The sequence below is a fragment of the Mycobacterium sp. genome, from assembly GCF_047975165.1.
Lineage (GTDB): Bacteria > Actinomycetota > Actinomycetes > Mycobacteriales > Mycobacteriaceae > Mycobacterium.
Map to the genome: position 1 here is coordinate 1 of NZ_JBKECZ010000100.1, position 20,537 is coordinate 20,537.

The 20,537-nt window shown below is 68.3% G+C and carries 17 protein-coding genes and 1 pseudogene; 8 read left to right on the top strand and 10 right to left on the bottom strand.

The annotated features are described in order from the left end of the window. The 8 genes and pseudogenes from ACK5M9_RS10535 to ACK5M9_RS10570 all read right to left on the bottom strand — a co-directional run. Nucleotides 1-537 (bottom strand): PE family protein (locus tag ACK5M9_RS10535; protein WP_416893121.1); only part of this gene is annotated, 537 nt, incomplete at its 3' end. 67 nt (nt 538-604) lie between these two features. Beyond that, nucleotides 605-973, bottom strand: a complete 369-nt coding sequence (locus ACK5M9_RS10540) for a metal-sulfur cluster assembly factor (RefSeq protein WP_416893122.1) — start codon at nt 971-973, stop codon at nt 605-607. Next, a pseudogene (sufU, locus tag ACK5M9_RS10545) lies at nt 957-1,437 on the bottom strand (Fe-S cluster assembly sulfur transfer protein SufU); the annotation flags it as partial. The pseudogene sufU and the gene ACK5M9_RS10540, both read right to left, overlap by 17 nt. Further along, on the bottom strand, nt 1,434-2,687 hold the full coding sequence (locus tag ACK5M9_RS10550; RefSeq protein ID WP_416893123.1) for a cysteine desulfurase: 1,254 nt from the start codon (nt 2,685-2,687) through the stop codon (nt 1,434-1,436). The pseudogene sufU and the gene ACK5M9_RS10550, both read right to left, overlap by 4 nt. A gap of 1 nt (nt 2,688) precedes the next feature. Next, the gene (gene sufC, locus ACK5M9_RS10555) at nt 2,689-3,504 is read right to left on the bottom strand and encodes a Fe-S cluster assembly ATPase SufC (protein WP_416893124.1); all 816 of its coding nucleotides are present in this window, start codon (nt 3,502-3,504) and stop codon (nt 2,689-2,691) included. Beyond that, nucleotides 3,501-4,694 (bottom strand): Fe-S cluster assembly protein SufD, encoded by a 1,194-nt coding sequence (sufD, locus tag ACK5M9_RS10560; protein WP_416893125.1) that lies wholly within the window; start codon nt 4,692-4,694, stop codon nt 3,501-3,503. The genes sufC and sufD overlap by 4 nt, the downstream gene beginning before the upstream one ends. Beyond that, complete coding sequence (gene sufB, locus ACK5M9_RS10565) at nt 4,691-7,264, bottom strand: Fe-S cluster assembly protein SufB (RefSeq protein WP_416893126.1); 2,574 nt, start codon at nt 7,262-7,264, stop codon at nt 4,691-4,693. Before sufB ends, sufD begins: the two co-directional genes overlap by 4 nt. Beyond that, the gene (locus tag ACK5M9_RS10570) at nt 7,261-8,040 is read right to left on the bottom strand and encodes a helix-turn-helix transcriptional regulator (RefSeq protein WP_416893176.1); all 780 of its coding nucleotides are present in this window, start codon (nt 8,038-8,040) and stop codon (nt 7,261-7,263) included. Before ACK5M9_RS10570 ends, sufB begins: the two co-directional genes overlap by 4 nt. Nucleotides 8,041-8,125: 85 nt before the next feature. On the opposite strand from ACK5M9_RS10570, the gene mptB reads away from it, so the two are divergent. The 4 genes from mptB to ACK5M9_RS10590 all read left to right on the top strand — a co-directional run bounded on the left by mptB (nt 8,126) and on the right by ACK5M9_RS10590 (nt 12,664). Then, the gene (mptB, locus tag ACK5M9_RS10575) at nt 8,126-9,856 is read left to right on the top strand and encodes a polyprenol phosphomannose-dependent alpha 1,6 mannosyltransferase MptB (RefSeq protein WP_416893127.1); all 1,731 of its coding nucleotides are present in this window, start codon (nt 8,126-8,128) and stop codon (nt 9,854-9,856) included. Beyond that, entirely contained in the window at nt 9,853-10,806 is a 954-nt protein-coding gene (locus ACK5M9_RS10580; protein ID WP_416893128.1) for an ABC transporter ATP-binding protein, read from the top strand. Before mptB ends, ACK5M9_RS10580 begins: the two co-directional genes overlap by 4 nt. Before the next feature lie 14 nt (nt 10,807-10,820). Then, complete coding sequence (locus ACK5M9_RS10585; RefSeq protein ID WP_416893177.1) at nt 10,821-11,591, top strand: ABC transporter permease; 771 nt, start codon at nt 10,821-10,823, stop codon at nt 11,589-11,591. A gap of 125 nt (nt 11,592-11,716) precedes the next feature. Further along, nucleotides 11,717-12,664 carry a COX15/CtaA family protein gene (locus ACK5M9_RS10590; protein ID WP_416893178.1) on the top strand — a complete coding sequence of 316 codons (948 nt, stop codon included), beginning with the start codon at nt 11,717-11,719 and terminating at the stop codon, nt 12,662-12,664. On the opposite strand, the gene ACK5M9_RS10595 is transcribed toward ACK5M9_RS10590, so the two are convergent. After that, complete coding sequence (locus tag ACK5M9_RS10595; protein WP_416893129.1) at nt 12,614-13,453, bottom strand: hypothetical protein; 840 nt, start codon at nt 13,451-13,453, stop codon at nt 12,614-12,616. The genes ACK5M9_RS10590 and ACK5M9_RS10595 overlap by 51 nt on opposite strands. Before the next feature lie 19 nt (nt 13,454-13,472). Between ACK5M9_RS10595 and ACK5M9_RS10600 the strand changes: the two genes are divergently transcribed. Beyond that, on the top strand, nt 13,473-14,465 hold the full coding sequence (locus ACK5M9_RS10600) for a quinone oxidoreductase family protein (RefSeq protein ID WP_416893179.1): 993 nt from the start codon (nt 13,473-13,475) through the stop codon (nt 14,463-14,465). 70 nt (nt 14,466-14,535) lie between these two features. On the opposite strand, the gene ACK5M9_RS10605 is transcribed toward ACK5M9_RS10600, so the two are convergent. Next, complete coding sequence (locus ACK5M9_RS10605; protein ID WP_416893180.1) at nt 14,536-15,444, bottom strand: heme o synthase; 909 nt, start codon at nt 15,442-15,444, stop codon at nt 14,536-14,538. 292 nt (nt 15,445-15,736) lie between these two features. Here ACK5M9_RS10605 and tkt point away from each other — a divergent pair, with 292 nt between their 5' ends. Genes tkt through zwf form a run of 3 tightly spaced genes read left to right on the top strand, consistent with a single transcriptional unit; the run spans nt 15,737 to nt 20,526 of the window. Beyond that, the gene (tkt, locus tag ACK5M9_RS10610; RefSeq protein ID WP_416893130.1) at nt 15,737-17,830 is read left to right on the top strand and encodes a transketolase; all 2,094 of its coding nucleotides are present in this window, start codon (nt 15,737-15,739) and stop codon (nt 17,828-17,830) included. A gap of 15 nt (nt 17,831-17,845) precedes the next feature. Beyond that, nucleotides 17,846-18,964 carry a transaldolase gene (gene tal, locus ACK5M9_RS10615; protein ID WP_416893131.1) on the top strand — a complete coding sequence of 373 codons (1,119 nt, stop codon included), beginning with the start codon at nt 17,846-17,848 and terminating at the stop codon, nt 18,962-18,964. Continuing rightward, nucleotides 18,961-20,526, top strand: coding sequence for a glucose-6-phosphate dehydrogenase (zwf, locus tag ACK5M9_RS10620; RefSeq protein WP_416893132.1), 1,566 nt, complete (start codon nt 18,961-18,963; stop codon nt 20,524-20,526). The genes tal and zwf overlap by 4 nt, the downstream gene beginning before the upstream one ends. Nucleotides 20,527-20,537 lie beyond the last annotated feature (11 nt).

Genomic DNA, 20,537 nt, shown 5'->3' on the forward strand with positions numbered 1-20,537 from the left:
CCCGGCCCCACCGGCACCCCCTGCGCCCCCGGCACCGCCGTTGCCCCACAGGCTCGCCGCACCCCCCACACCACCCGGGGCACCCGCAGCGGTCGCCGAATACCCCGCACCCCCATTGCCATACAACCAGCCCCCAGCCCCACCATTGACACTGCCGGCAGTCCCATCGGCCCCATCACCGATCAGCGGCCGCCCCGTATAGGTCACAAACGGCTCGTTGATCGGCGCGAAAACCTGATCCACCAGCGACTCCGCCGACAACGCCTCCGCACCGGAATACAACGACCCCGCACCGGCCAACGACGCCGAAAACACCTGCTGAAACCCCGCCACCTGCGCAGCCACACCCTGATAGGCCACCCCGAACTCGGAGAACACCGCAGCCACCGCCGCCGACACCTCATCCGCCCCGGCACCGGCCAACGATGTCGTCACCGACGCAGCAGCAGCATTCACCTCATCCAGAGCAGCACCGATACCCGCCACCCGCCCCGCAGCAGCCGACAGCACATCCGAGGAAACAACAACAAAAGACACGACAACCCCTTCAAGTGGGCAGCCCTGTAGGCAAGCCGAGGAAACGGACGAAACTCTTCAGGAAAGGTTAGACGGTAAAACCGAGTGCCCGCAATTGTTCGCGGCCGTCGTCGGTGATCTTGTCCGGCCCCCAGGGCGGATTCCACACCCAGTTGATCTTCAACTCGTCGACCAGGCCGGTGCCGATCAGCGCCGATCGCGACTGGTCTTCGATGACGTCGGTCAGCGGGCACGCCGGCGAGGTCAGTGTCATGTCGACCAGCGCGACCGTCCCGGCCTCCCCCTTGGCCAGATTCAGCCCGTAGACCAGGCCGAGGTCGACGACGTTGATCCCCAGTTCCGGGTCGACGACGTCGTGCATCGCTTCGTCGAGTTCGGCGAGCAGGTCCTCGTCCGACATGCCGGCCGCACCCTGCGGCACGGTTGTTTCGCTCATCTGTCAACCTCCTCGGCGGCTGCCGTCGCTTGCGCCACTGCATCTTTGAACGCCATCCAGCCCAGCAGGGCGCACTTCACCCGGGCGGGATATTTGGCCACTCCGGCGAACGCGATCCCGTCGCCGAGGACGTCTTCGTCGCCGTCGACGCTGCCCCGCGATGACACCATCTCGGAGAACGCCGCAACGGTCCGCAGCGCCTCCGGCACGCTTTGTCCGATCACCTGCTCGGTCAGCACCGACGTCGCCGCCTGGCTGATCGAACAGCCCTGCCCGTCGTAGGAGACGTCTGCCACCGTCGCGCCGTCGGCGGATAGCGCCACCCGCAGGGTCACTTCGTCGCCGCAGACCGGGTTGACGTGAAACACCTGGGCGCCGAACGGTTCCCGCAGCCCGCGGTGGTGCGGGTGCTTGTAGTGGTCCAGGATCACGTCCTGGTACATCTGCTCCATTCGCACCGTCACACTCTCCCGAAGAATTCCACCGACCGCCGGACACCGGCCACCAGCCGGTCGACCTCCTCGGCCGTGTTGTACACCGCGAAGGATGCCCGTGCGGTGGCCGCCAGACCGAACCTGCGATGCAGCGGCAACGCACAATGATGGCCGACCCTCACCGCCACACCGTCGTCGTCGAGCACCTGGCCGACATCATGCGCATGCACCCCGTCGACGACGAACGACACCGGCGAGCCCCGATCGTCCATCGACGTCGGCCCGATGATGCGGACACCGTCGATACCGCAGAGCCCGTCGATCGCCCGGGCGGCCAGGTCGCGTTCGTGGGCCTCGACGGCACGCATTCCGATGGCATCGAGATAGCGTGCGGCGGCGGCCAGTCCGACCACCTGCGAGGTCATCGGCGTTCCCGCCTCGAAGCGCTGCGGGACGGCCGCATAGGTCGCGGACTCCATGGTGACCGTTTCGATCATCGACCCGCCGGTGAGAAACGGCGGCAGGGTGTCGAGCAGTTCCCGCCGGCCGTAGAGCACACCGATTCCGTTGGGGCCCAGCATCTTGTGCCCGGAGAAGGCGGCGAAGCCGACGCCGAGCCCGTGCAGGTCCACCGGCCGGTTGGGCACCGACTGGCAGGCGTCCAGGACCGTCAGGGCCCCGACGGTTTCTGCCCGCGACAGGAGTTCGTCGACCGGCGCCAGCGCCCCGGTGACGTTGGAATGATGGCTGAAGGCGACCACCTTCACGGTCTCGTCGAGGCGCAGCGAGTCCAGGTCTATCCGGCCGTCGTCGGTCACGCCGTACCAGCGCAGGGTGGCACCGGTGCGGCGAGCCAGCTCCTGCCAGGGGATCAGGTTCGCATGGTGTTCGAGCTCGGTGGTGACGATGACATCGCCGGGGCCGAGTGCACGGCGGAAACGCCTGTCCCCCAGCACGTATGCCACCAGGTTCAGCGATTCGGTCGCATTCTTGGTGAACACCAGCTCGTCGGGGTCGGCGCCGACGAAGGCCGCGATATCCGCGCGGCCCTGCTCGTAGGCGTCGGTCGCCTCCTCCATCAGTTGGTGGGCGCCGCGATGCACGCCGCCGTTGGAGGTGAGCAGAAAGTCGCGTTCGGCGTCGAGCACCTGCACCGGCCGTTGCGATGTCGCGCCGGAGTCCAGGTAGGCCAACTGATTTCCGCCGCGCATCACCCGCTGCAGGATCGGGAAGTCGGCGCGGATGGCCGCCACGTCGAGCGGGGTGACCGAACTCGTCATGTCAGGCTCCGGTTGCCGCCGGCTGGGTGAAGCGTTCGTAGCCGTTCTGTTCGAGTTCGTCGGCCAGCTCCGGCCCACCGGATTCGGCGATGCGGCCGCCGACGAAGACGTGCACATACTCTGGGTGGATGTAGCGCAGGATCCGGGTGTAGTGCGTGATCAGCAGCACGCCGCCGGACACCGACTGCCCGGTGCCGTCGTCCCAGCCGGTCTGCGCGTAGCGGTTGACGCCTTCGCTGACGATCCGCAGCGCGTCAACGTCCAGGCCCGAGTCGGTTTCGTCGAGGATGGCGATCTTGGGTGTGAGCAGCCCGAGTTGCAGGATTTCGTGGCGCTTCTTCTCCCCGCCGGAGAAGCCCTCGTTGACGTTGCGCTCGGCGAACGTCTGGTCCATCTCCAGGGCGGTCATCGCCGCCTTGACTTCCTTGACCCAGTGCCGCAGCTTGGGCGCCTCGCCGCGGACGGCGGTGACGGCGGTGCGCAGGAAGTTCGACATCGAGACGCCGGGCACCTCGACCGGGTACTGCATGGCCAAAAAAAGCCCGGCCCGGGCGCGTTCGTCGACGCTCATGGCCAGCACGTCGACGCCGTCCAGCGTGATCGATCCGGAGGTGACGGCATATTTGGGATGGCCGGCGATGGCGTAGGACAGCGTGGATTTCCCGGAGCCGTTCGGCCCCATCAGGGCGTGGGTCTCACCGGATTTCACGGTCAGGTCCACACCCTTGAGGATGGGAATCTCGCGGTCGGAGTCGCCGGCGCCGGCGTTCGGGTTGGCGACGCTGACGTGCAGGTCCTTGATGTCCAGAATCGTCATGAGGTCTTTTCCGTGGTTTCCAGTTCGCGTTCGATGGCATCGGTCAGGCGCTCGCGGATCTCGGGTATCGCGATCTTGGAGATGATCTCGCCGAAGAAGCCGCGGACCACCAGTCGGCGGGCCTGGTCCTCGGGAATCCCGCGCGAGCGCAGGTAGAACAGCTGTTCGTCGTCGAAACGCCCGGTCGCACTGGCGTGCCCGGCCCCGGCGATCTCACCGGTTTCGATCTCCAGGTTGGGCACCGAATCGGCGCGGGCGCCGTCGGTGAGCACCAGGTTGCGGTTCATCTCGAAGGTGTCGGTGCCGGTGGCCGCCGCGCGGATCAGCACGTCACCCACCCACACGGTGTGCGTATCCGGCAGTGTCGACGCCGGATCGCCTTGCAGCGCACCCTTATACAGGACGTTGGAGGTGCAGTCCGGCTGGGCGTGGTCCACCAGCAGCCGGGATTCCAGGTGCTGGCCGTCGTCGGCGAAATACAGCCCGAACATCTCCGCGGCGCCACCGGGGCCGGCGAACCGGACATTGGCCGCCATCCGGACCACTTCGCCGCCCAGGGTGACGCAGAAGTGGCGCAGCGCGGCATCCTTGCCCAGGCGGGCATGGTGGGCGCTGAGGTGCACGGTGTCGGCGGCGAAGTCGGCGATCCAGATGACGGTGAGCTTCGCGGCGTCGCCGAGCACGAATTCGACGTTGTCGGCATAGGTTCCGCTGCCCCGCAGGTCGATGACGACGACCGCCTCGGCGAGCTCCTCGACGCGGACGTGCAGGTGCCCGTAGGCCACCGCGCCCTCGCCCGGGCCGGTGACGGCGACGACGATCGGTTCGGCAACGTGGGTGTCGCGCTCGATGGTGATCAGTGTCGCGGAGTTGAACGAGGAAAACGCTTGGGCGGCAACCCGGTCGGTGGGTGCTCCGCCGCGGCCGAGCCGCTCGTCGCCGCGGCGCACGGTCTCGGTGCGGACACCGGGGTGTTCGCTGACGGTGATGGCCGGGTTGGCGGTGGCGAACGCCGAACCGTTGTGCAGCCCGCGCAGCCGCCGCAGCGGGGTGAACCGCCAGATCTCATCGCGACCGTGCGGCACCTCGAACGCGTCGACGTCGAAGGAGCAGAACTGCTCCCCCTTGTTCAGCGCGGGAGATGATCCCGGCGGCATCTCCACTGCCGCGGCCAGATTCTTCGCGGTCATCCGACCGCACCCTCCATCTGCAATTCGATCAGCCGGTTGAGTTCCAGCGCGTACTCCATCGGCAGTTCCTTGGCGATCGGCTCGACGAAGCCTCGCACCACCATCGCCATCGCCTCGTCCTCGGTGAGTCCGCGGCTCATCAGATAGAACAGCTGGTTTTCGCTGACCTTGGACACGGTGGCCTCGTGCCCCATGGTGACGTCGTCCTCACGGATGTCGACGTAGGGGTAGGTGTCGCTGCGGCTGACCGTATCGACCAGCAGCGCATCGCATTTCACGCTGGAACGCGACCCGCTGGCGCCCTTGTTGACCTGAACCAGGCCGCGGTAGGAGGTGCGGCCGCCGCTGCGGGCCACCGACTTGGAGACGATGTTGCTCGAGGTGTTCGGCGCCAGGTGCAGCATCTTGGCCCCGGTGTCCTGGTGCTGGTCCTGCCCGGCGAACGCGATCGAAAGCACCTCGCCCTTGGCGTGCTCGCCGGTCATCCACACCGCCGGGTACTTCATGGTCACTTTCGACCCGATGTTGCCGTCGACCCATTCCATGGTGGCGCCGGCTTCGGCCCGCGCGCGTTTGGTGACCAGGTTGTAGACGTTGTTCGACCAGTTCTGGATCGTGGTGTACCGGCAGCGGCCACCGGGCTTCACGATGATCTCGACCACCGCCGAGTGCAGCGAATCCGACTTGTAGATGGGTGCGGTGCAGCCCTCGATGTAGTGGACGTAGGCATTCTCGTCGACGATGATCAGCGTCCGCTCGAACTGGCCCATGTTCTCGGTGTTGATCCGGAAATAGGCCTGCAGCGGGATGTCGACGTGCACGCCCGGCGGGACGTAGATGAACGAACCGCCGCTCCACACCGCGGTATTGAGCGCGGAGAACTTGTTGTCCCCGGCCGGGATCACGGTGCCGAAGTACTGCTGGAAGATCTCCGGGTGTTCCTTCAGCCCGGTGTCGGTGTCCAGAAAGATGACGCCCTGGGCCTCCAGATCCTCGCGGATCTGGTGGTAGACCACCTCAGAGTTGTGCACGAGCAGACCCTCGGCGACGAAGTTGTGTGGGCCGTCGACCTCGATGTCGTACACCGGCTCGACAGCGTACGGTTCGATCGACGTCACCCGCTCGAAGCCGAGCCATTCGTCGGTATGCGCCCGGATCGTCGTCCCGTGTGCGCTATTCGACGAATGCGGGTAGCTGCGGCGTCCGAAGCGGGCGGTCCGTTTCCGATTGCGGCAGCCGAGCCGCTCGAAATCACCGGAGATGCCCAGGCGCCAGGCAATCTGCATCCGTTCTGGTGCGTGGCGGTAGGGCTGGGTGAACGACCACGGTCCACCGGCACGTAATCCCGACAACTCGGCCAGTTCGCGGGCCTGATTGATCAACGGCTCGTTGGCGCACGTCAACAGTACCGAGCTGCTCTTGTCCGCTCCGATGTATCCGTCGGCGTCGACCCAGCCGCCGAGGAAGGCCAGTCGCTGGTCGGCGGGCAGGCCGTAGACCCAGTCGGGCACTCGCTTGGTCAGCGATAGCCCGTTGAAGCCCAACGCGACCATCCACTCCGTCAACGCCTTCGAGTTGACCACGATGCGGTACTCGTCGGCCTCGATGCAGCGGAGCCCGAACAGCTCGTCGACCACCCGGGTCACTTCTGCCCGCAACTCGACATCGGTTGCCGGAATTGCGAACTGAACGCGGTAGGTCTTCACCGACAGGTCCAGGTTCCCGTCGCCGACATACAGACCCAGCAGCCACATCAGGTCGACGGAACTCAGCGCAGGCGTCGCCATCCCCGCGACACCCGGAAGTTCGGCCGCGGCACCGAAATCGGGCAACTTTCGCGGTACAGCGATGAAGTCACCCGGCCGGATCTCGCCGACGGTGACCCACCGGTGAGCAAAGCGGGCACGCTGACGCCCCGGCTTGCGCTCGTCGCGCAACACCAGCATCGGGTGATTGTCGGTGGCCCGGATGCTCCGGCGAGTGGTCCTGACCTCGTGCGTCAACCGGGTGTCGGTCTGCGCCGATGCCTTGACCGGTGCCACCACGAACCGCGCGCCCGCCTCGTCGTAGGCGAAGACCCGGTCACCGCACGCGACATCCTTGATGGGGACCTCGCCGCGATTGGCCGTCCACACCGCGGTGTCGCCGGCGAGGCATTCGTACTGGGCTGCCACCCCGGCGACCAGCCGCTGCTTTTCCGCCTCCGGAATTCCCAGCCGGTCGTAGGTGTTCTTGATGTCCGCAGGCAGATCGTCCCAGGACGCGGCCTGCTTCTCGGTGGAGCGCACGAAGTACTTGATGTTGTCGAAGTCGATGCCGCCCAGGTCCGAACCCCAGCCCGGCATCGGCTTGCGGTCGAAGATGTCCAGCGCCCGCAGCCGGGTCTTGAGCATCCATTCCGGCTCGTTCTTCTTGGCCGAGATGTCGCGGACGACGGCCTCGGACAGGCCGCGCTGCGCACCGGCGCCCGCCTCGTCGGAGTCGGCCCAGCCGTAGCCGTACCGGCCCAGCGAATCGATCGCCTGCTCCTGAGTCAGGGGCTCGGCGCTTCTCGCGGCTTCGAGTGTCATCGAGACGCTCCTTCGATGCTGGTTGGGACGCGGCGCGGGCCGGACGCCGCCAGGGGTACGTGGGTGGTGCAGGCACAGTCGCCGTTGACGATCGTCGCCAGCAGCTGCACGTGGGTGCCGAGCACCTCCGATATCGCCTGCTGCTCGGCTTCGCACAACTCCGGGAACTCCTCGGCGACATGGGACACCGGGCAGTGGTGCTGGCAGATTTCCACACCGTGGATCGGCCCGCCCACCCGGGTGGTGGTGGCGACGTAGCCGGCGTCGGTCAGCGCCTCGGAGACCCGCTCGGCGGCCGCTTGCACCGCGGCATCATCGAGGCCGTCCGCGGGTGCGACACCGGAGAGGATCGCGTCGATACGGCGCCGGGCGAACGTCTTCACCGCATCCTCGCCGCCGATTTCGCGCAGCTGGCGGATGGCGGCGGCGGCCAGGTCGTCGTAGGAGTGTTCGAGCTTGGCCCGCCCGTCGGCGGTCAACCGGTAGCGTTTTGCCGGGCGTCCGCGCCCGACCTGCTGCCAGGCGCCGGCGGCCACCGACTCGGCGTCGCCGGCGTCGATCAATACGTCGAGGTGGCGCCGAACTCCGGCGGCCGATAGACCCAACCGGTCCCCGATCTCGGTGGCGGTGATCGACCCGGATTCCAGCAGCAGAGCCACGATCGCATGCCGGGTGTCGCGGTCCGGACCGCCAACCCCCGCCGCGGAAACAGCGGCAGCCAGCCCGGATCTGATTTTCACAACACCAGTGTGACGCAATTCCTTCGGAGGGTCCAGGCAGGGTGCCCAATCAAAGGGGTTGCGCTGGTCACAGCCCGACCGCGGGGATCACGCGTCGATCTCCCGAGGCTAGGCTGCTCTGATGGCAGAGCGCCACCACACGTTGAGCTCATCGATCGCCGCGTTGCACGGCGACGAACAGACGGTGGGCCAGCCACTCAACGCCGCCGAACGCTGGGCGCTGAGACGCACCAGGCTGTTCGGCTCCACCGGCACCATGCTGATGGCCATCGGCGCCCTCGGCGCCGGCGCCCGGCCCGTCGTCCAGGATCCGACGTTCGGGGTGCGCCTGCTCGACCTGCCCTCACGCATTCAGACGGTCGCACTGACGACGACCACCACCGGGGCGGTCATGATGGCACTGGCCTGGCTGCTGCTGGGCCGCTTCACAACGGGCCGCCGGCAGATGTCGCGCGGGGAGTTGGACCGCACCCTGCTGCTGTGGATGCTGCCGCTGCTGATCGCCCCCCCGATGTACAGCAAGGACGTGTACTCCTACCTGGCCCAGAGCCAGATCTCCCTGGAGGGGCTCAACCCGTATCAGGTGGGCCCGGCCGCTGGCCTCGGGTTGGGGCATGTGTTCACCCTGTCGGTTCCCAGCCTCTGGCGCGAGACGCCGGCGCCCTATGGTCCGCTGTTCCTGTGGATGGGACGCGGACTATCGGCGATGACCGGAGAGAATATCGTCGCCGCCGTGCTCTGTCACCGGTTGCTCGTCCTGGCCGGGGTCGCGCTGATGGTCTGGGCGATCCCCCGGCTGGCCCAGCGATGCGGGGTGGCCGAGGTGAGCGCGCTGTGGCTGGGGGCCACCAACCCGCTACTACTGATGCACCTGGTCGCCGGGATCCACAACGAAGCACTGATGCTGGGCCTGATGCTGACCGGCGCCGAATTCGCGCTGCGCGGCCTCGACGCGGAACCCTTTCTGCCCGCCGCGTGGCGGCCGGGACCCGATTGGCGGCCCCTGGGAACATTCCTGGCCGGGTCCGTCCTGATCGCCCTGTCCTCGCAGGTGAAGCTGCCGTCCCTGCTGGCCCTGGGCTTCGTCACGATGGCCTTGGCCTACAGGCTGGGCGGCACTCTCAGGGCACTTTTGGTGTCCGGCACCGGGATGGCCGCACTGACGCTGGCGGTGATGGGCATCGTCGGCAAGACCAGCGGGCTCGGGTTCGGCTGGATCTACACGCTCGGCACCGCCAATGTCGTACGCAGCTGGATGTCGCCCCCGACACTGCTGGCCCTGGGCACCGGGCAGGCCGGCATTCTGCTGGGCCTGGGAGATCACACCACCGCCGTGCTGGCGCTGACCCGTTCGATCGGCGTGCTGGCCATCATGGTGATCGTCAGCTGGCTGTTGCTGTCGGTCTTCCTGGGCCGGTTGCATCCCATCGGCGGCCTCGGGGTGGTGCTGGGCCTGACGGTGGCGCTGTTCCCCGTCGTGCAGCCCTGGTATCTGCTCTGGGCCATCGTTCCGCTGGCCGCCTGGGCAACCCGGCACGGATTCCGGGTTGTGGCGATCCTGAGCACCCTCGTCGTCGGTATTTTCGGGCCCACCGCCAACGGCGACCGCTTCGCGCTGTTCCAGATCGTCGACGCCACCGTGGCCAGCGCTCTCATCGTCGCGGTGCTGATCGCGCTGACCTACAACCGGTTGCCGTGGAAACCGCTGCCGGCCCAGGACGACGAGCCCGCACCGGGGCCGGCATCCCCGAGCGGCGCCGCACCCTGCGATGCGTCGCCGAGCACCGCCCAACCGCCGGCCCAGCCCTCGCTGCCGGCGCCCACACCCGACGCCTACGCTGACTCCACATGAGCCCAGCCCCTCCGGACCGCGACATCGCAGTGCGGCTACGCGGGGTCTGCAAAACGTTTTCGAAGGCCGAGGACACCGTCAAAGCCGTCGACAGCCTCGATCTCGATGTCTACACAGCGGAGGTGTTCGCGCTACTCGGCCCCAACGGCGCCGGCAAGACGACCACCGTCGAGATGTGCGAAGGCTTCGTGCACCGCGACTCCGGCAGCATCGAGGTACTGGGACTCGACCCGATCGCCGACAACGCCCGCCTGCGCCCGCGCATCGGGGTGATGCTGCAGGGCGGCGGCGGCTACCCGACGGCCCGCGCCGGCGAGATGCTCAAGCTGGTGGCCTCCTACGCGGCCGACCCGCTGGACCCGGACTGGCTGCTGGAAACCCTGGGCTTGACCGAAGCCGCACGCACCACCTACCGGCGACTCTCCGGCGGACAACAGCAGCGGCTGGCGCTGGCCTGCGCCCTGGTCGGCCGGCCGGAACTGGTGTTCCTCGACGAACCCACCGCCGGCATGGACGCCCACGCACGGCTGCTGGTGTGGGAGCTGATCGATGCCCTGCGCCGCGACCGCGTCACCGTCGTGCTGACCACCCACCAGCTCAAGGAGGCCGAGGAACTCGCCGACCGGCTGGTGATCATCGACCACGGCGCGATGGTTGCCGCGGGCACTCCGGCGGAGCTGATGCGCAGCGACGCCCAGGGCCAGCTGCGATTCAGCGCCCCGCCGCGGCTGAACCTGACGTTGCTGGCCGCGGCCCTGCCCGAGGGTTACCGGGCCACCGAGCGCACCCCGGGGGAATATCTGGTCGAGGGCACGGTCGACCCGCAGGTGCTGTCGACCGTCGCCTCGTGGTGCGCACAGATCAACGTCTTGGCCACCGACATGCGCGTGGAGCAGCGCAGCCTCGAGGACGTCTTCCTCGATCTCACCGGCAGGAGGTTGCGGCAGTGAACGCACCCGACACCGTGCCCACGTTCCCGCCCGGCACCTTCGTCCCGGACCCCCGGCCCAGTGCGGTATCGCGGATGCTGGCCGCGCAGACAGGCCTGGAGCTGAAGCTGCTGCTGCGCAACGGCGAGCAGCTGCTGGTGACGATGTTCATCCCGATCACGCTGCTAATCGGACTCACCGTGCTGCCGCTGGGCTCATTCGGCCCGCACCGCGCGAACGTGTTCGTCCCGGCCATCATGGCGCTGGCGGTGATCTCGACGGCGTTCACCGGCCAGGCCATCGCCGTTGCCTTCGATCGCCGCTACGGGGCGCTCAAGCGGCTCGGCGCCACACCGCTGCCGGTGTGGGGCATCATCGCCGGCAAGTCCCTGGCGGTGGTGTGCACGGTGTTCCTGCAATCGGTGATCCTGGGTGCGATCGGCTTTGTGCTCGGCTGGCGACCGCCGTTGGCGGCCCTGGGGTTGGGCGCCGGGGTGATCGCGCTGGGCACGGCCGCATTCGCCGCATTGGGCCTGCTCCTCGGCGGCACCCTGCGCGCCGAGGTCGCCCTGGCGCTGGCCAACCTGGTGTGGTTCGCCTTCGCCGGCTTCGGCGCGCTGACCCTGGAGACCGACATGGTGCCGACGGCGGCCAGGTGGTTCGCGCGGGTGACCCCCTCCGGGGCGCTCACCGAAGCGTTGTCGCAGGCCATGAGCCTGTCGGTGGACTGGTTCGGGATCGTCGTACTGGCGGTGTGGGGTGCGGTGGCAGCGGTGGCCGCGCGGCGCTGGTTCCGCTTCGTCTGATCAGCCCGCCGCGAGCGTAACGCCAGTGCGAAAAATCCTGGCCAAAACCGCAACCACGTTACGCTCGCGGCAGGTTGGGCCGGGACCGTCGCTACGATTCAGCGGTGGCTGTCGGACGAACACTGATGCGGTTGGTGGACCTGCTCCCCGAACCCGGCCCGCGCACCCAGCGCCTGGCCGCCGCGGCGGTGATCCTCACCCAGGGCCTCATCGCGGTGACCGGCGCGATCGTCCGCGTCACCGCCTCGGGGCTGGGCTGCCCGACCTGGCCGCAGTGCTTCCCGGGCAGCTTCACCCCGGTCGCGGTGGCCGAGGTCCCGCGAATCCACCAGGCCGTCGAATTCGGCAACCGGATGGTCACCTTCCTGGTGGTCATCGCCGCGGTGTTGGCGGTGCTGGCCGTCACCCGGGCCCGGCGGCGCACCGAGGTGCTGGTCTACGCGTGGCTGATGCCCGCCTCGACGGTCCTGCAGGCGATCATCGGCGGCATCACCGTGCGCACCGGGCTGCTGTGGTGGACGGTGGCGGTCCACCTGCTGACCTCGATGACCATGGTGTGGCTTGCGGTACTGCTCTACGTCAAGGTCGGCGAGCCCGACAACCCCGCGGAGAACACCGCGACCCATCACCGGGTGGCCGGGCCGTTGCGGCTGCTCACCGCCCTGAGCGCGGTGAACCTGGCGGCGGTGCTGGTGACCGGAACGCTGGTGACCGCGGCCGGCCCGCACGCCGGCGACCGCAGCCCGGCCCGCACCGTGCCGCGGCTGGAAGTCGAGATCACCACCATGACGCACATTCATTCGTCGCTGCTGGTTTCCTACCTCGCCCTGCTGGTCGGCCTGGGTTTCGGGTTGGCGGCGGTGCGCGCCGGGCGGGAGACCATGCGGCGACTCGGTGTGCTGATCGCCCTGGTGTCCGCCCAGGCGGCGGTGGGCGTTGTGCAGTTCCACACCGGGGTGCCGGCCACCCTGGTCGCCATTCACGTCGCCGGCGCCGCGGCCTGCACGGCAGCCACCGCGGCATTATGGGCGTCGACGGGAGAGCGGGCCGAGCCCCAGCCGCTCGCACGCTGACTCCACGGCCACCGCGAATTCCCGCTGGGCACGCTCTCGGGTGCCGAGGTCCAGGTGCTGCCAGCCCAGGGACGGGTCCACCAGTTGCAGTTCCAGCACCCGGTCACCGATCAGGTGAACGCCGGCATAGAGCAGCTCGGCGGGGCCGGCCGCCGCGGCCAGCGCCGCCGCACCGGCGTCCCACAGCTCGAAGTCGAGTTCGCCCTGCCGCAGCCCGTCGGCATGCTCGGTGAAGGCGTGCGACGGCTTGCCGCCGAGAAAGATCAGCACGGTCCGCGGCGCCGAGCCGCCGGCCTGCACGAGCACGCTGCGGCCGGCTTCGTGGCATCGGGCGACGTGGGCCGCGGCCGCGCGTCGGTCGCCGAAACGTCGTCTCCCCGATCCGATCGCCGGGCCGACGAACACCGGGCCGGCATCCGGCAGCGCGACCGGGCTGCCCGGCGCACAGACCGAACCCGGCACCACCGGCACCCCCCGATTCACCAGATCGTCGAGATAGCCGCAGCGGATGTTCCAGGCGACCACATCGGCCGGGTTGAGCAGATTCGCCACCCGGTGAGTCCACGTCAGGAATTCGTCGAGCCCAGTGGAGACATCGCCGGTCGCGCGCAAAATCACCAGGTGTGCGTCGTCAATCTGCGGGTCGTCCCAGGGCAGCCACCGGGCATGCAGGCCGCGGTGTCGCAGCGCTTCGGTCAACCCGGCGTCGTCGCCGTCACTGTCGGGATACCGCCGCGAACCGGCCAGCACGATGCGCGGATGGAAGATGTCCGGCCGGGCGAGTTTCATGTCCGGGCATGATATCGGCATGCATGCGGTCGAAGTCAGCCGAACCGGCGGCCCCGAAGTCCTGCGCTACACCGACGTGGCCCAACCCGAACCCGGCCCGGGTGAAGTGCTGATCCGCACCGAGGTCATCGGCGTGAACTTCATCGACACCTACTTCCGCTCGGGGCAATACCCGCGCGCGCTGCCGTTCGTGGTCGGCTCGGAGGTGTGCGGAACCGTGGTGGCCGTGGGAGCCGAGGTGGGGCGCGGCGGCGTCGACAACGCCATCCGCGTGGGCGACCGGGTCGCCTGCGCCTCGGTCAACGGCGGGTATGCCGAATTCTGCACCGCGCCCGCGGATTTCACCACTGTTGTGCCCGGCGCCGTCAGCTCCGAGGTGGCCGCCGCGGCACTGCTCAAGGGACTCACCGCGCACTACCTGCTGAAGTCGGTATACCCGGTGCGGCGCGGGGACGACGTGCTGATCCATGCGGGGGCCGGCGGGGTGGGTTTGATCCTGACGCAGTGGGCCGCGCACCTGGGAGCGCGGGTGATCACCACGGTGTCGACACCGCACAAGGAACGACTGTCCCGGGCGGCCGGGGCAGCCGAGGTGCTTTCCTACCCCGACGATCCCGACCGGTTCGGCCGGCGGATCCGCGAACTCACCGGCGGCGCCGGGGTGGCCGCGGCGTACGACGGTGTCGGCGCGGCCACGTTCGACGCCAGCCTGGCCGCGCTGGCCCCGCGCGGGACGCTGGCACTGTTCGGCGCCGCCAGCGGGCCTGTTCCCCCGCTGGACCCGCAGCGTCTCAATCGTGCCGGTTCGGTGTATCTGACCCGGCCGTCGCTGGTCCACTTCATCCGGGCCGCCGGCGAGTTCTCCTGGCGCGTTGGCGAGCTTTTCGAGGCGATCGGTGCCGGGACGGTGAACATCGAGGTCAGCGGCCGCTATCGGCTGGCCGAGGCGGCCCGCGCCCACCAGGACCTGCAGGGCCGCCGGACGACCGGTTCGATCGTGCTGCTGCCGTAGACGGCACCGGCCGGGGCCAGGGGCGACCGGCCATGCTGCCGCGACGTTGCGGCGTTGCGGCGTTGCGGCGTCAGAACAGCGTCGGCAGCGCGAGCGCCGAATCGACGGCCAGCGCGCAGAACACCAGCGCCAGGTAATTGTTGGACTGCAGGAACAATCGCAGCGGCTTGACCGGCTCACCCGCGCGGACCCGGGCGTGCAACTGGTAGGCCATCGTCAGGAACCACACCCCGCCCACTACGGCTGCCGCAGCGTAGAGCCAGCCCGCCGCCAGCGCGAGGACCATCGACGCCAGCACCGTCAGCCAGGTGTAGACCACGATGTGCGTGGTGACCTGACGTTCGGTGGCCACCGCGGGCAGCATCGGCACACCGGCCGCCCGGTAGTCCTCCTTGTAGCGCATCGCCAGCGCCCAGGTGTGCGGCGGTGTCCAAAAGAAAATGACGGCGAACATCGCCAGGGCCGGCCACCCCAGCGTGCCGGTGACGGCCGACCAGCCGATCATCACCGGCATGCATCCCGCCGCCCCGCCCCACACCACGTTCTGCGACGTCCGGCGCTTGAGCAGCAGCGTGTAGACGAAGACGTAGAAGGAGATGGTGGCGACGGCCAGCAGCCCGGACAGCAGATTGGTCGTCCACCACAGCCAGAGGAACGAACCCACGCTCAGCACCAGGCCGAAAATCAGCGCATTGGGCCGGGGCACCGCGGCGCGCGCCAGCGGCCGCCGCGCGGTCCGTTTCATCACCTTGTCGATGTCGGCGTCGGCCACGCAGTTGAGCGTGTTGGCGCCGCCGGCGGCCATCATGCCGCCGAACAGGGTGTTGAAGATGACCAGGGGCTCGACGCTGCCGCGGTTGGCCAGCAGCATCGCCGGAATCGCGGTCACCAGCAGGAGCTCGATCACCCGGGGTTTGGTCAGCGCCAGGTAGGCGAGCACCGTCCCGGCGATCCGGTGTCGCACCGAGCCGCCGGCCACGCCGACGGTTTCCCCGCCGGTCTCCGAGTCTGTCTCCGGGCTCGTTGTCCGGCCCGGTGCGGCGTCCCCGCGAACGCTCACGCATCAACTCCTCGGTGAATTCGCAGCAGGGCCAACTTCCTAATACGCACGATGGTAGACGCCGCCGCCGCCGCTGCGCCGCAGGGTCGATTCGAGCGGATTCCCCGCAACGCCCCGCGATGCGAACCCGCTGCCGTCGGCCCTGCGCACTAGGGTGGACGTGATCAGTTTTGACGACGTTGGCCGGTGGACTGAACCGAGGACCGAACTAGTGACCACTCGCGAAGAGCTCTCCGCACTCACCCAACCGCACCACCCCGGCGACTGGTCGCCGCTCGACTCGGCCGCGGTCGACACGGCCCGGGTGCTGGCCGCCGACGCCGTCCAGAAGGTGGGCAACGGCCACCCCGGGACGGCCATGAGTCTGGCCCCGCTGGCCTACACCCTGTTCCAGCGCGCCATGCGGCACGATCCCGGCGACACCGGCTGGCTGGGCCGGGACCGCTTCGTCCTGTCGGCGGGGCACAGCAGCCTGACTCTATACATCCAGCTCTACCTGGGCGGATTCGGCCTGGAGCTGTCCGATATCGAGGCGCTGCGCACCCACGGCTCCAAGACACCGGGTCACCCGGAGTTCCGGCACACCGCCGGCGTCGAGATCACCACCGGCCCGCTGGGCCAGGGCCTGGCATCGGCCGTCGGGATGGCGATGGCGGCCCGCTACGAGCGCGGACTGTTCGATCCGGACACCGAACCCGGCGCCAGCCCGTTCGACCACCACATCTATGTGATCGCCTCCGACGGCGACATCGAAGAGGGGGTGACCTCCGAGGCGTCGTCGCTGGCCGCGGTCCAGCAGTTGGGCAACCTCATCGTGTTCTACGACCACAACAAGATCTCCATCGAGGACGACACCGCAATCGCGTTGTGCGAGAACACCTCGGCGCGCTACCGCGCCTACGGCTGGCATGTCCAGGAGGTGCAGGGCGGGGAGAACGTCGCCGGGATCGAGGAGGCGATCGCCAACGCGAAAGCCGAAACCGACCGGCCGTCATTCATTTCGCTGCGCACCATCATCGGCTATCCCGCGCCGAACATGATGAACACCGGCAAGGTGCACGGCGCGGCACTCGGTGACGACGAGGTGGCGGCCACCAAGAAAGCACTCGGCTTCGACCCCGCCAAGACATTCGAGGTCAGCGAGGACGTCATCACCCATACCCGCGGGCTGGTGGCGCGCGGCAAGCAAGCCCACGAGGCCTGGCAGGGCGGCTTCGACGCCTGGGCCCGGCGGGAGCCGGACCGCAAGGCCCTGCTGGACCGGCTGCTGGCACAGCAGTTGCCCGACGGCTGGGACGCCCGGCTGCCGAGCTGGGAACCCGGATCAAAGGCGCTGGCCACCCGGGCCGCCTCGGGTGCGGTGCTGTCGGCTCTCGGGCCCGAGCTGCCGGAACTGTGGGGCGGCTCGGCCGACCTGGCGGGCAGCAACAACACCACCATCAAGGGCGCGAACTCCTTTGGCCCACCCTCGATTTCGACGGACGACTACACCGCCGACTGGTACGGTCGCACACTGCACTTCGGTATTCGCGAACACGCGATGGGCGCCATCCTGTCCGGCATCGTGCTGCACGGCCCCACCCGCCCCTACGGCGGCACCTTCCTGCAGTTCTCCGACTACATGCGCCCAGCGGTGCGGCTGGCGTCGCTGATGGACATCGACCCCGTCTACGTGTGGACGCACGACTCGATCGGGCTGGGCGAGGACGGTCCGACGCACCAGCCGATCGAGCATCTGGCCGCACTGCGCGCAATCCCCCGGCTGTCGGTGGTACGACCGGCGGACGCCAACGAGACCGCCTATGCCTGGCGAACGATCCTGTCCCGCGGCGCAACCAGCGGCCCGGTGGGCCTGATCCTGACCCGCCAGGGCGTCCCCGTACTGGAAGGCACCGGTCAGGAAGGCGTAACCCGGGGCGGCTACGTGCTCGGCGACGGTCCGGCCGCCGACGACCCGGACGTGGTGCTGATCGCCACCGGTTCGGAGGTGCAACTCGCCGTCGAGGCGCAAAAGTTGTTGGCGGACAGGGATATTCTGGCGCGTGTGGTGTCGATGCCGTGTGTGGAGTGGTTCGACGCGCAGCCACGCGAGTACCGTGACGCGGTGTTGCCCCCGACGGTGTCCGCGCGAGTGGCCGTCGAGGCCGGCATCGCACAACCCTGGCACCGGCTGGTCGGCGACACCGGAAAAATCGTGTCGATCGAGCACTACGGGGAATCCGCAGACTACAAAACCTTGTTCCACAAGTACGGGTTCACCGCCGAAGCCGTCGCTGCGGCCGCCCAAGAAGCACTCGACAACTGAAAGAGGGTGAGTCCGATGACCCAGAACCCCAACCTTGCCGCACTCAGCGCCGCGGGAGTATCGGTATGGCTCGATGACCTGTCCCGCGACCGGTTGAAGTCGGGCAACCTGCAGGAGCTCATCGACACCGTCAGCGTCGTCGGCGTCACCACCAACCCGTCGATCTTCCAGAAAGCGCTGTCCGACGGACACGCCTACGACGACCAGATCGCCGAGCTGGCCGGGCGCGCCGCCGACGTCGACGCCACCATCCGCACCGTCACCACCGACGACGTCCGCAACGCCTGCGACGTACTGGCCCCGCAGTGGGAGGCTTCCGCCGGGGTCGACGGCCGGGTCTCCATCGAAGTCGATCCGCGGCTGGCCTACCAAACCGAGAAAACCGTCCTGCAGGCCATCGAACTATGGAAGATCGTCGACCGGCCCAATCTGCTGATCAAGATCCCGGCCACCAAGGCGGGCCTGCCGGCCATCACCGCGGCCCTGGCCGAAGGCATTTCGGTCAACGTCACCCTGATCTTCTCGGTCGAACGGCACCGCGAGGTGATGGACGCCTACCTGGCCGGCTTGGAGAAGGCCCGCGAGGCCGGCCACGATCTGTCCAGAATCCATTCGGTGGCATCCTTTTTCGTATCCCGGGTGGACACCGAGGTGGACAAGCGTCTGGAGGCCATCGGATCCGACGAGGCACTGTTGCTGCGCGGGCACGCGGGCGTCGCCAACGCCCGGCTGGCCTACGGGGCCTATCTGGAGGTCTTCGAGGCCGGTGAGCGCTACCGGGCACTCAAGGCCCACGGCGCCCGGGTGCAGCGGCCCCTGTGGGCATCGACCGGCGTCAAGAACCCCGACTACTCCGACACGCTCTACGTCACCGAACTCATCGCGGCCAACACGGTCAACACCATGCCCGAGAAGACCATCGACGCCGTCGCCGACCACGGAATCATCGCCGGTGACACCGTCACCGGGGCCATCGTCGAAGCACGAACGGTGTTCGACAAGCTCGACGCCATCGGGATAGACCTGCCGGGAGTGTTCGCGCTGCTGGAGGAAGAAGGCGTGGAGAAGTTCGAGGCCGCCTGGAACGAGCTTCTGCACGCGACTCAGGAGCAACTCGACAACGCGGCCGCATGAGCCCTGCCGACTCGGGCGGCTACGCCGCGACAGACCCCGGGCAGTGGCGCAACCCGTTGCGCGACCGCCAGGACATGCGACTGCCGCGCATCGCCGGCCCCTGCGGCATGGTGATCTTCGGGGTCACCGGCGATCTGGCGCGCAAGAAGGTGATGCCCGCGATCTACGACCTGGCCAACCGCGGGCTGCTCCCACCCACCTTCGCCCTGGTGGGCTTCGCGCGGCGCGACTGGGACCACGAGGATTTCGGCGAGGTGGTGTACGACGCCGTCAAGCAGCACTGCCGGACACCGTTTCGACAGGAGAAGTGGGATCGGCTGGCCGAAGGATTCCGTTTCGTACCGGGATCGTTCGATGACGACGAGGCCTTCGCTCAACTTGCCGAAACACTGGCGAAGCTGGATGCCGAGCGCGGCACCGGCGGCAACCACGCGTTCTACCTGGCGATCCCACCGAAGTCCTTCCCGGTGGTCTGTGCGCAACTGCACAAGTCCGGTCTTGCTCGCTCGCGGGGCAACCGGTGGAGCAGGGTCGTCATCGAGAAGCCGTTCGGCCACGACCTCGAGAGCGCCCGGGAGCTGAACAAATCGGTCAACTCGGTGTTTCCCGAGGAATCGGTGTTCCGGATCGACCACTATCTGGGCAAGGAGACCGTCCAGAACATCCTGGCAATGCGGTTCGCCAATCAGCTGTTCGACCCGATCTGGAATTCCCACTACGTCGACCACGTACAGATCACCATGGCCGAGGACATCGGATTGGGCGGCCGCGCCGGCTATTACGACGGAATCGGCGCGGCCCGCGACGTGATCCAGAACCACCTCATGCAACTGCTGGCGCTCACCGCGATCGAAGAACCCGTCAGCTTCCACCCGCGGTCGTTACAGGCCGAGAAGATCAAGGTGCTGTCGGCAACGCGCCTGGCCGAACCGCTGGAGGCAACCACCAGCCGCGGCCAGTACACCGCCGGCTGGCAGGGCGGCCAGCAGGTGGTGGGGTTGCTTGAAGAGGACGGGTTCGCCGCGGATTCGGTCACCGAGACCTTTGCCGCCATCACCGTCGAGGTCGACACCCGCCGCTGGGCGGGCGTCCCGTTCTACCTGCGGACCGGCAAACGACTGGGCCGCCGGGTCACCGAGATCGCCTTGGTGTTCAAGCGGGCGCCGCATCTGCCATTCGACGCCACCATGACCGACGAACTGGGCGCCAACGCGGTGGTGATCCGGGTGCAACCCGACGAGGGCATCACCCTGCGGTTCGGCTCCAAGGTGCCGGGGTCGGCGATGGAGGTCCGCGACGTCAACATGGACTTCTCCTACACCTCGGCATTCGCCGAGGAATCGCCGGAAGCCTACGAACGGCTGATCCTCGACGTGCTACTCGGCGAACCCTCACTGTTCCCGGTCGACGAAGAGGTCGAATTGGCCTGGAAAATACTCGATCCCGCCCTGGAACACTGGGCCGCGCACGGAAAGCCGGACCCGTACGAGGCGGGCACCTGGGGCCCGGATTCGGCGTTCGAGATGCTGCGCCGCACCGGCCGGCAATGGCGGCGGCCATGACGTGCAATACC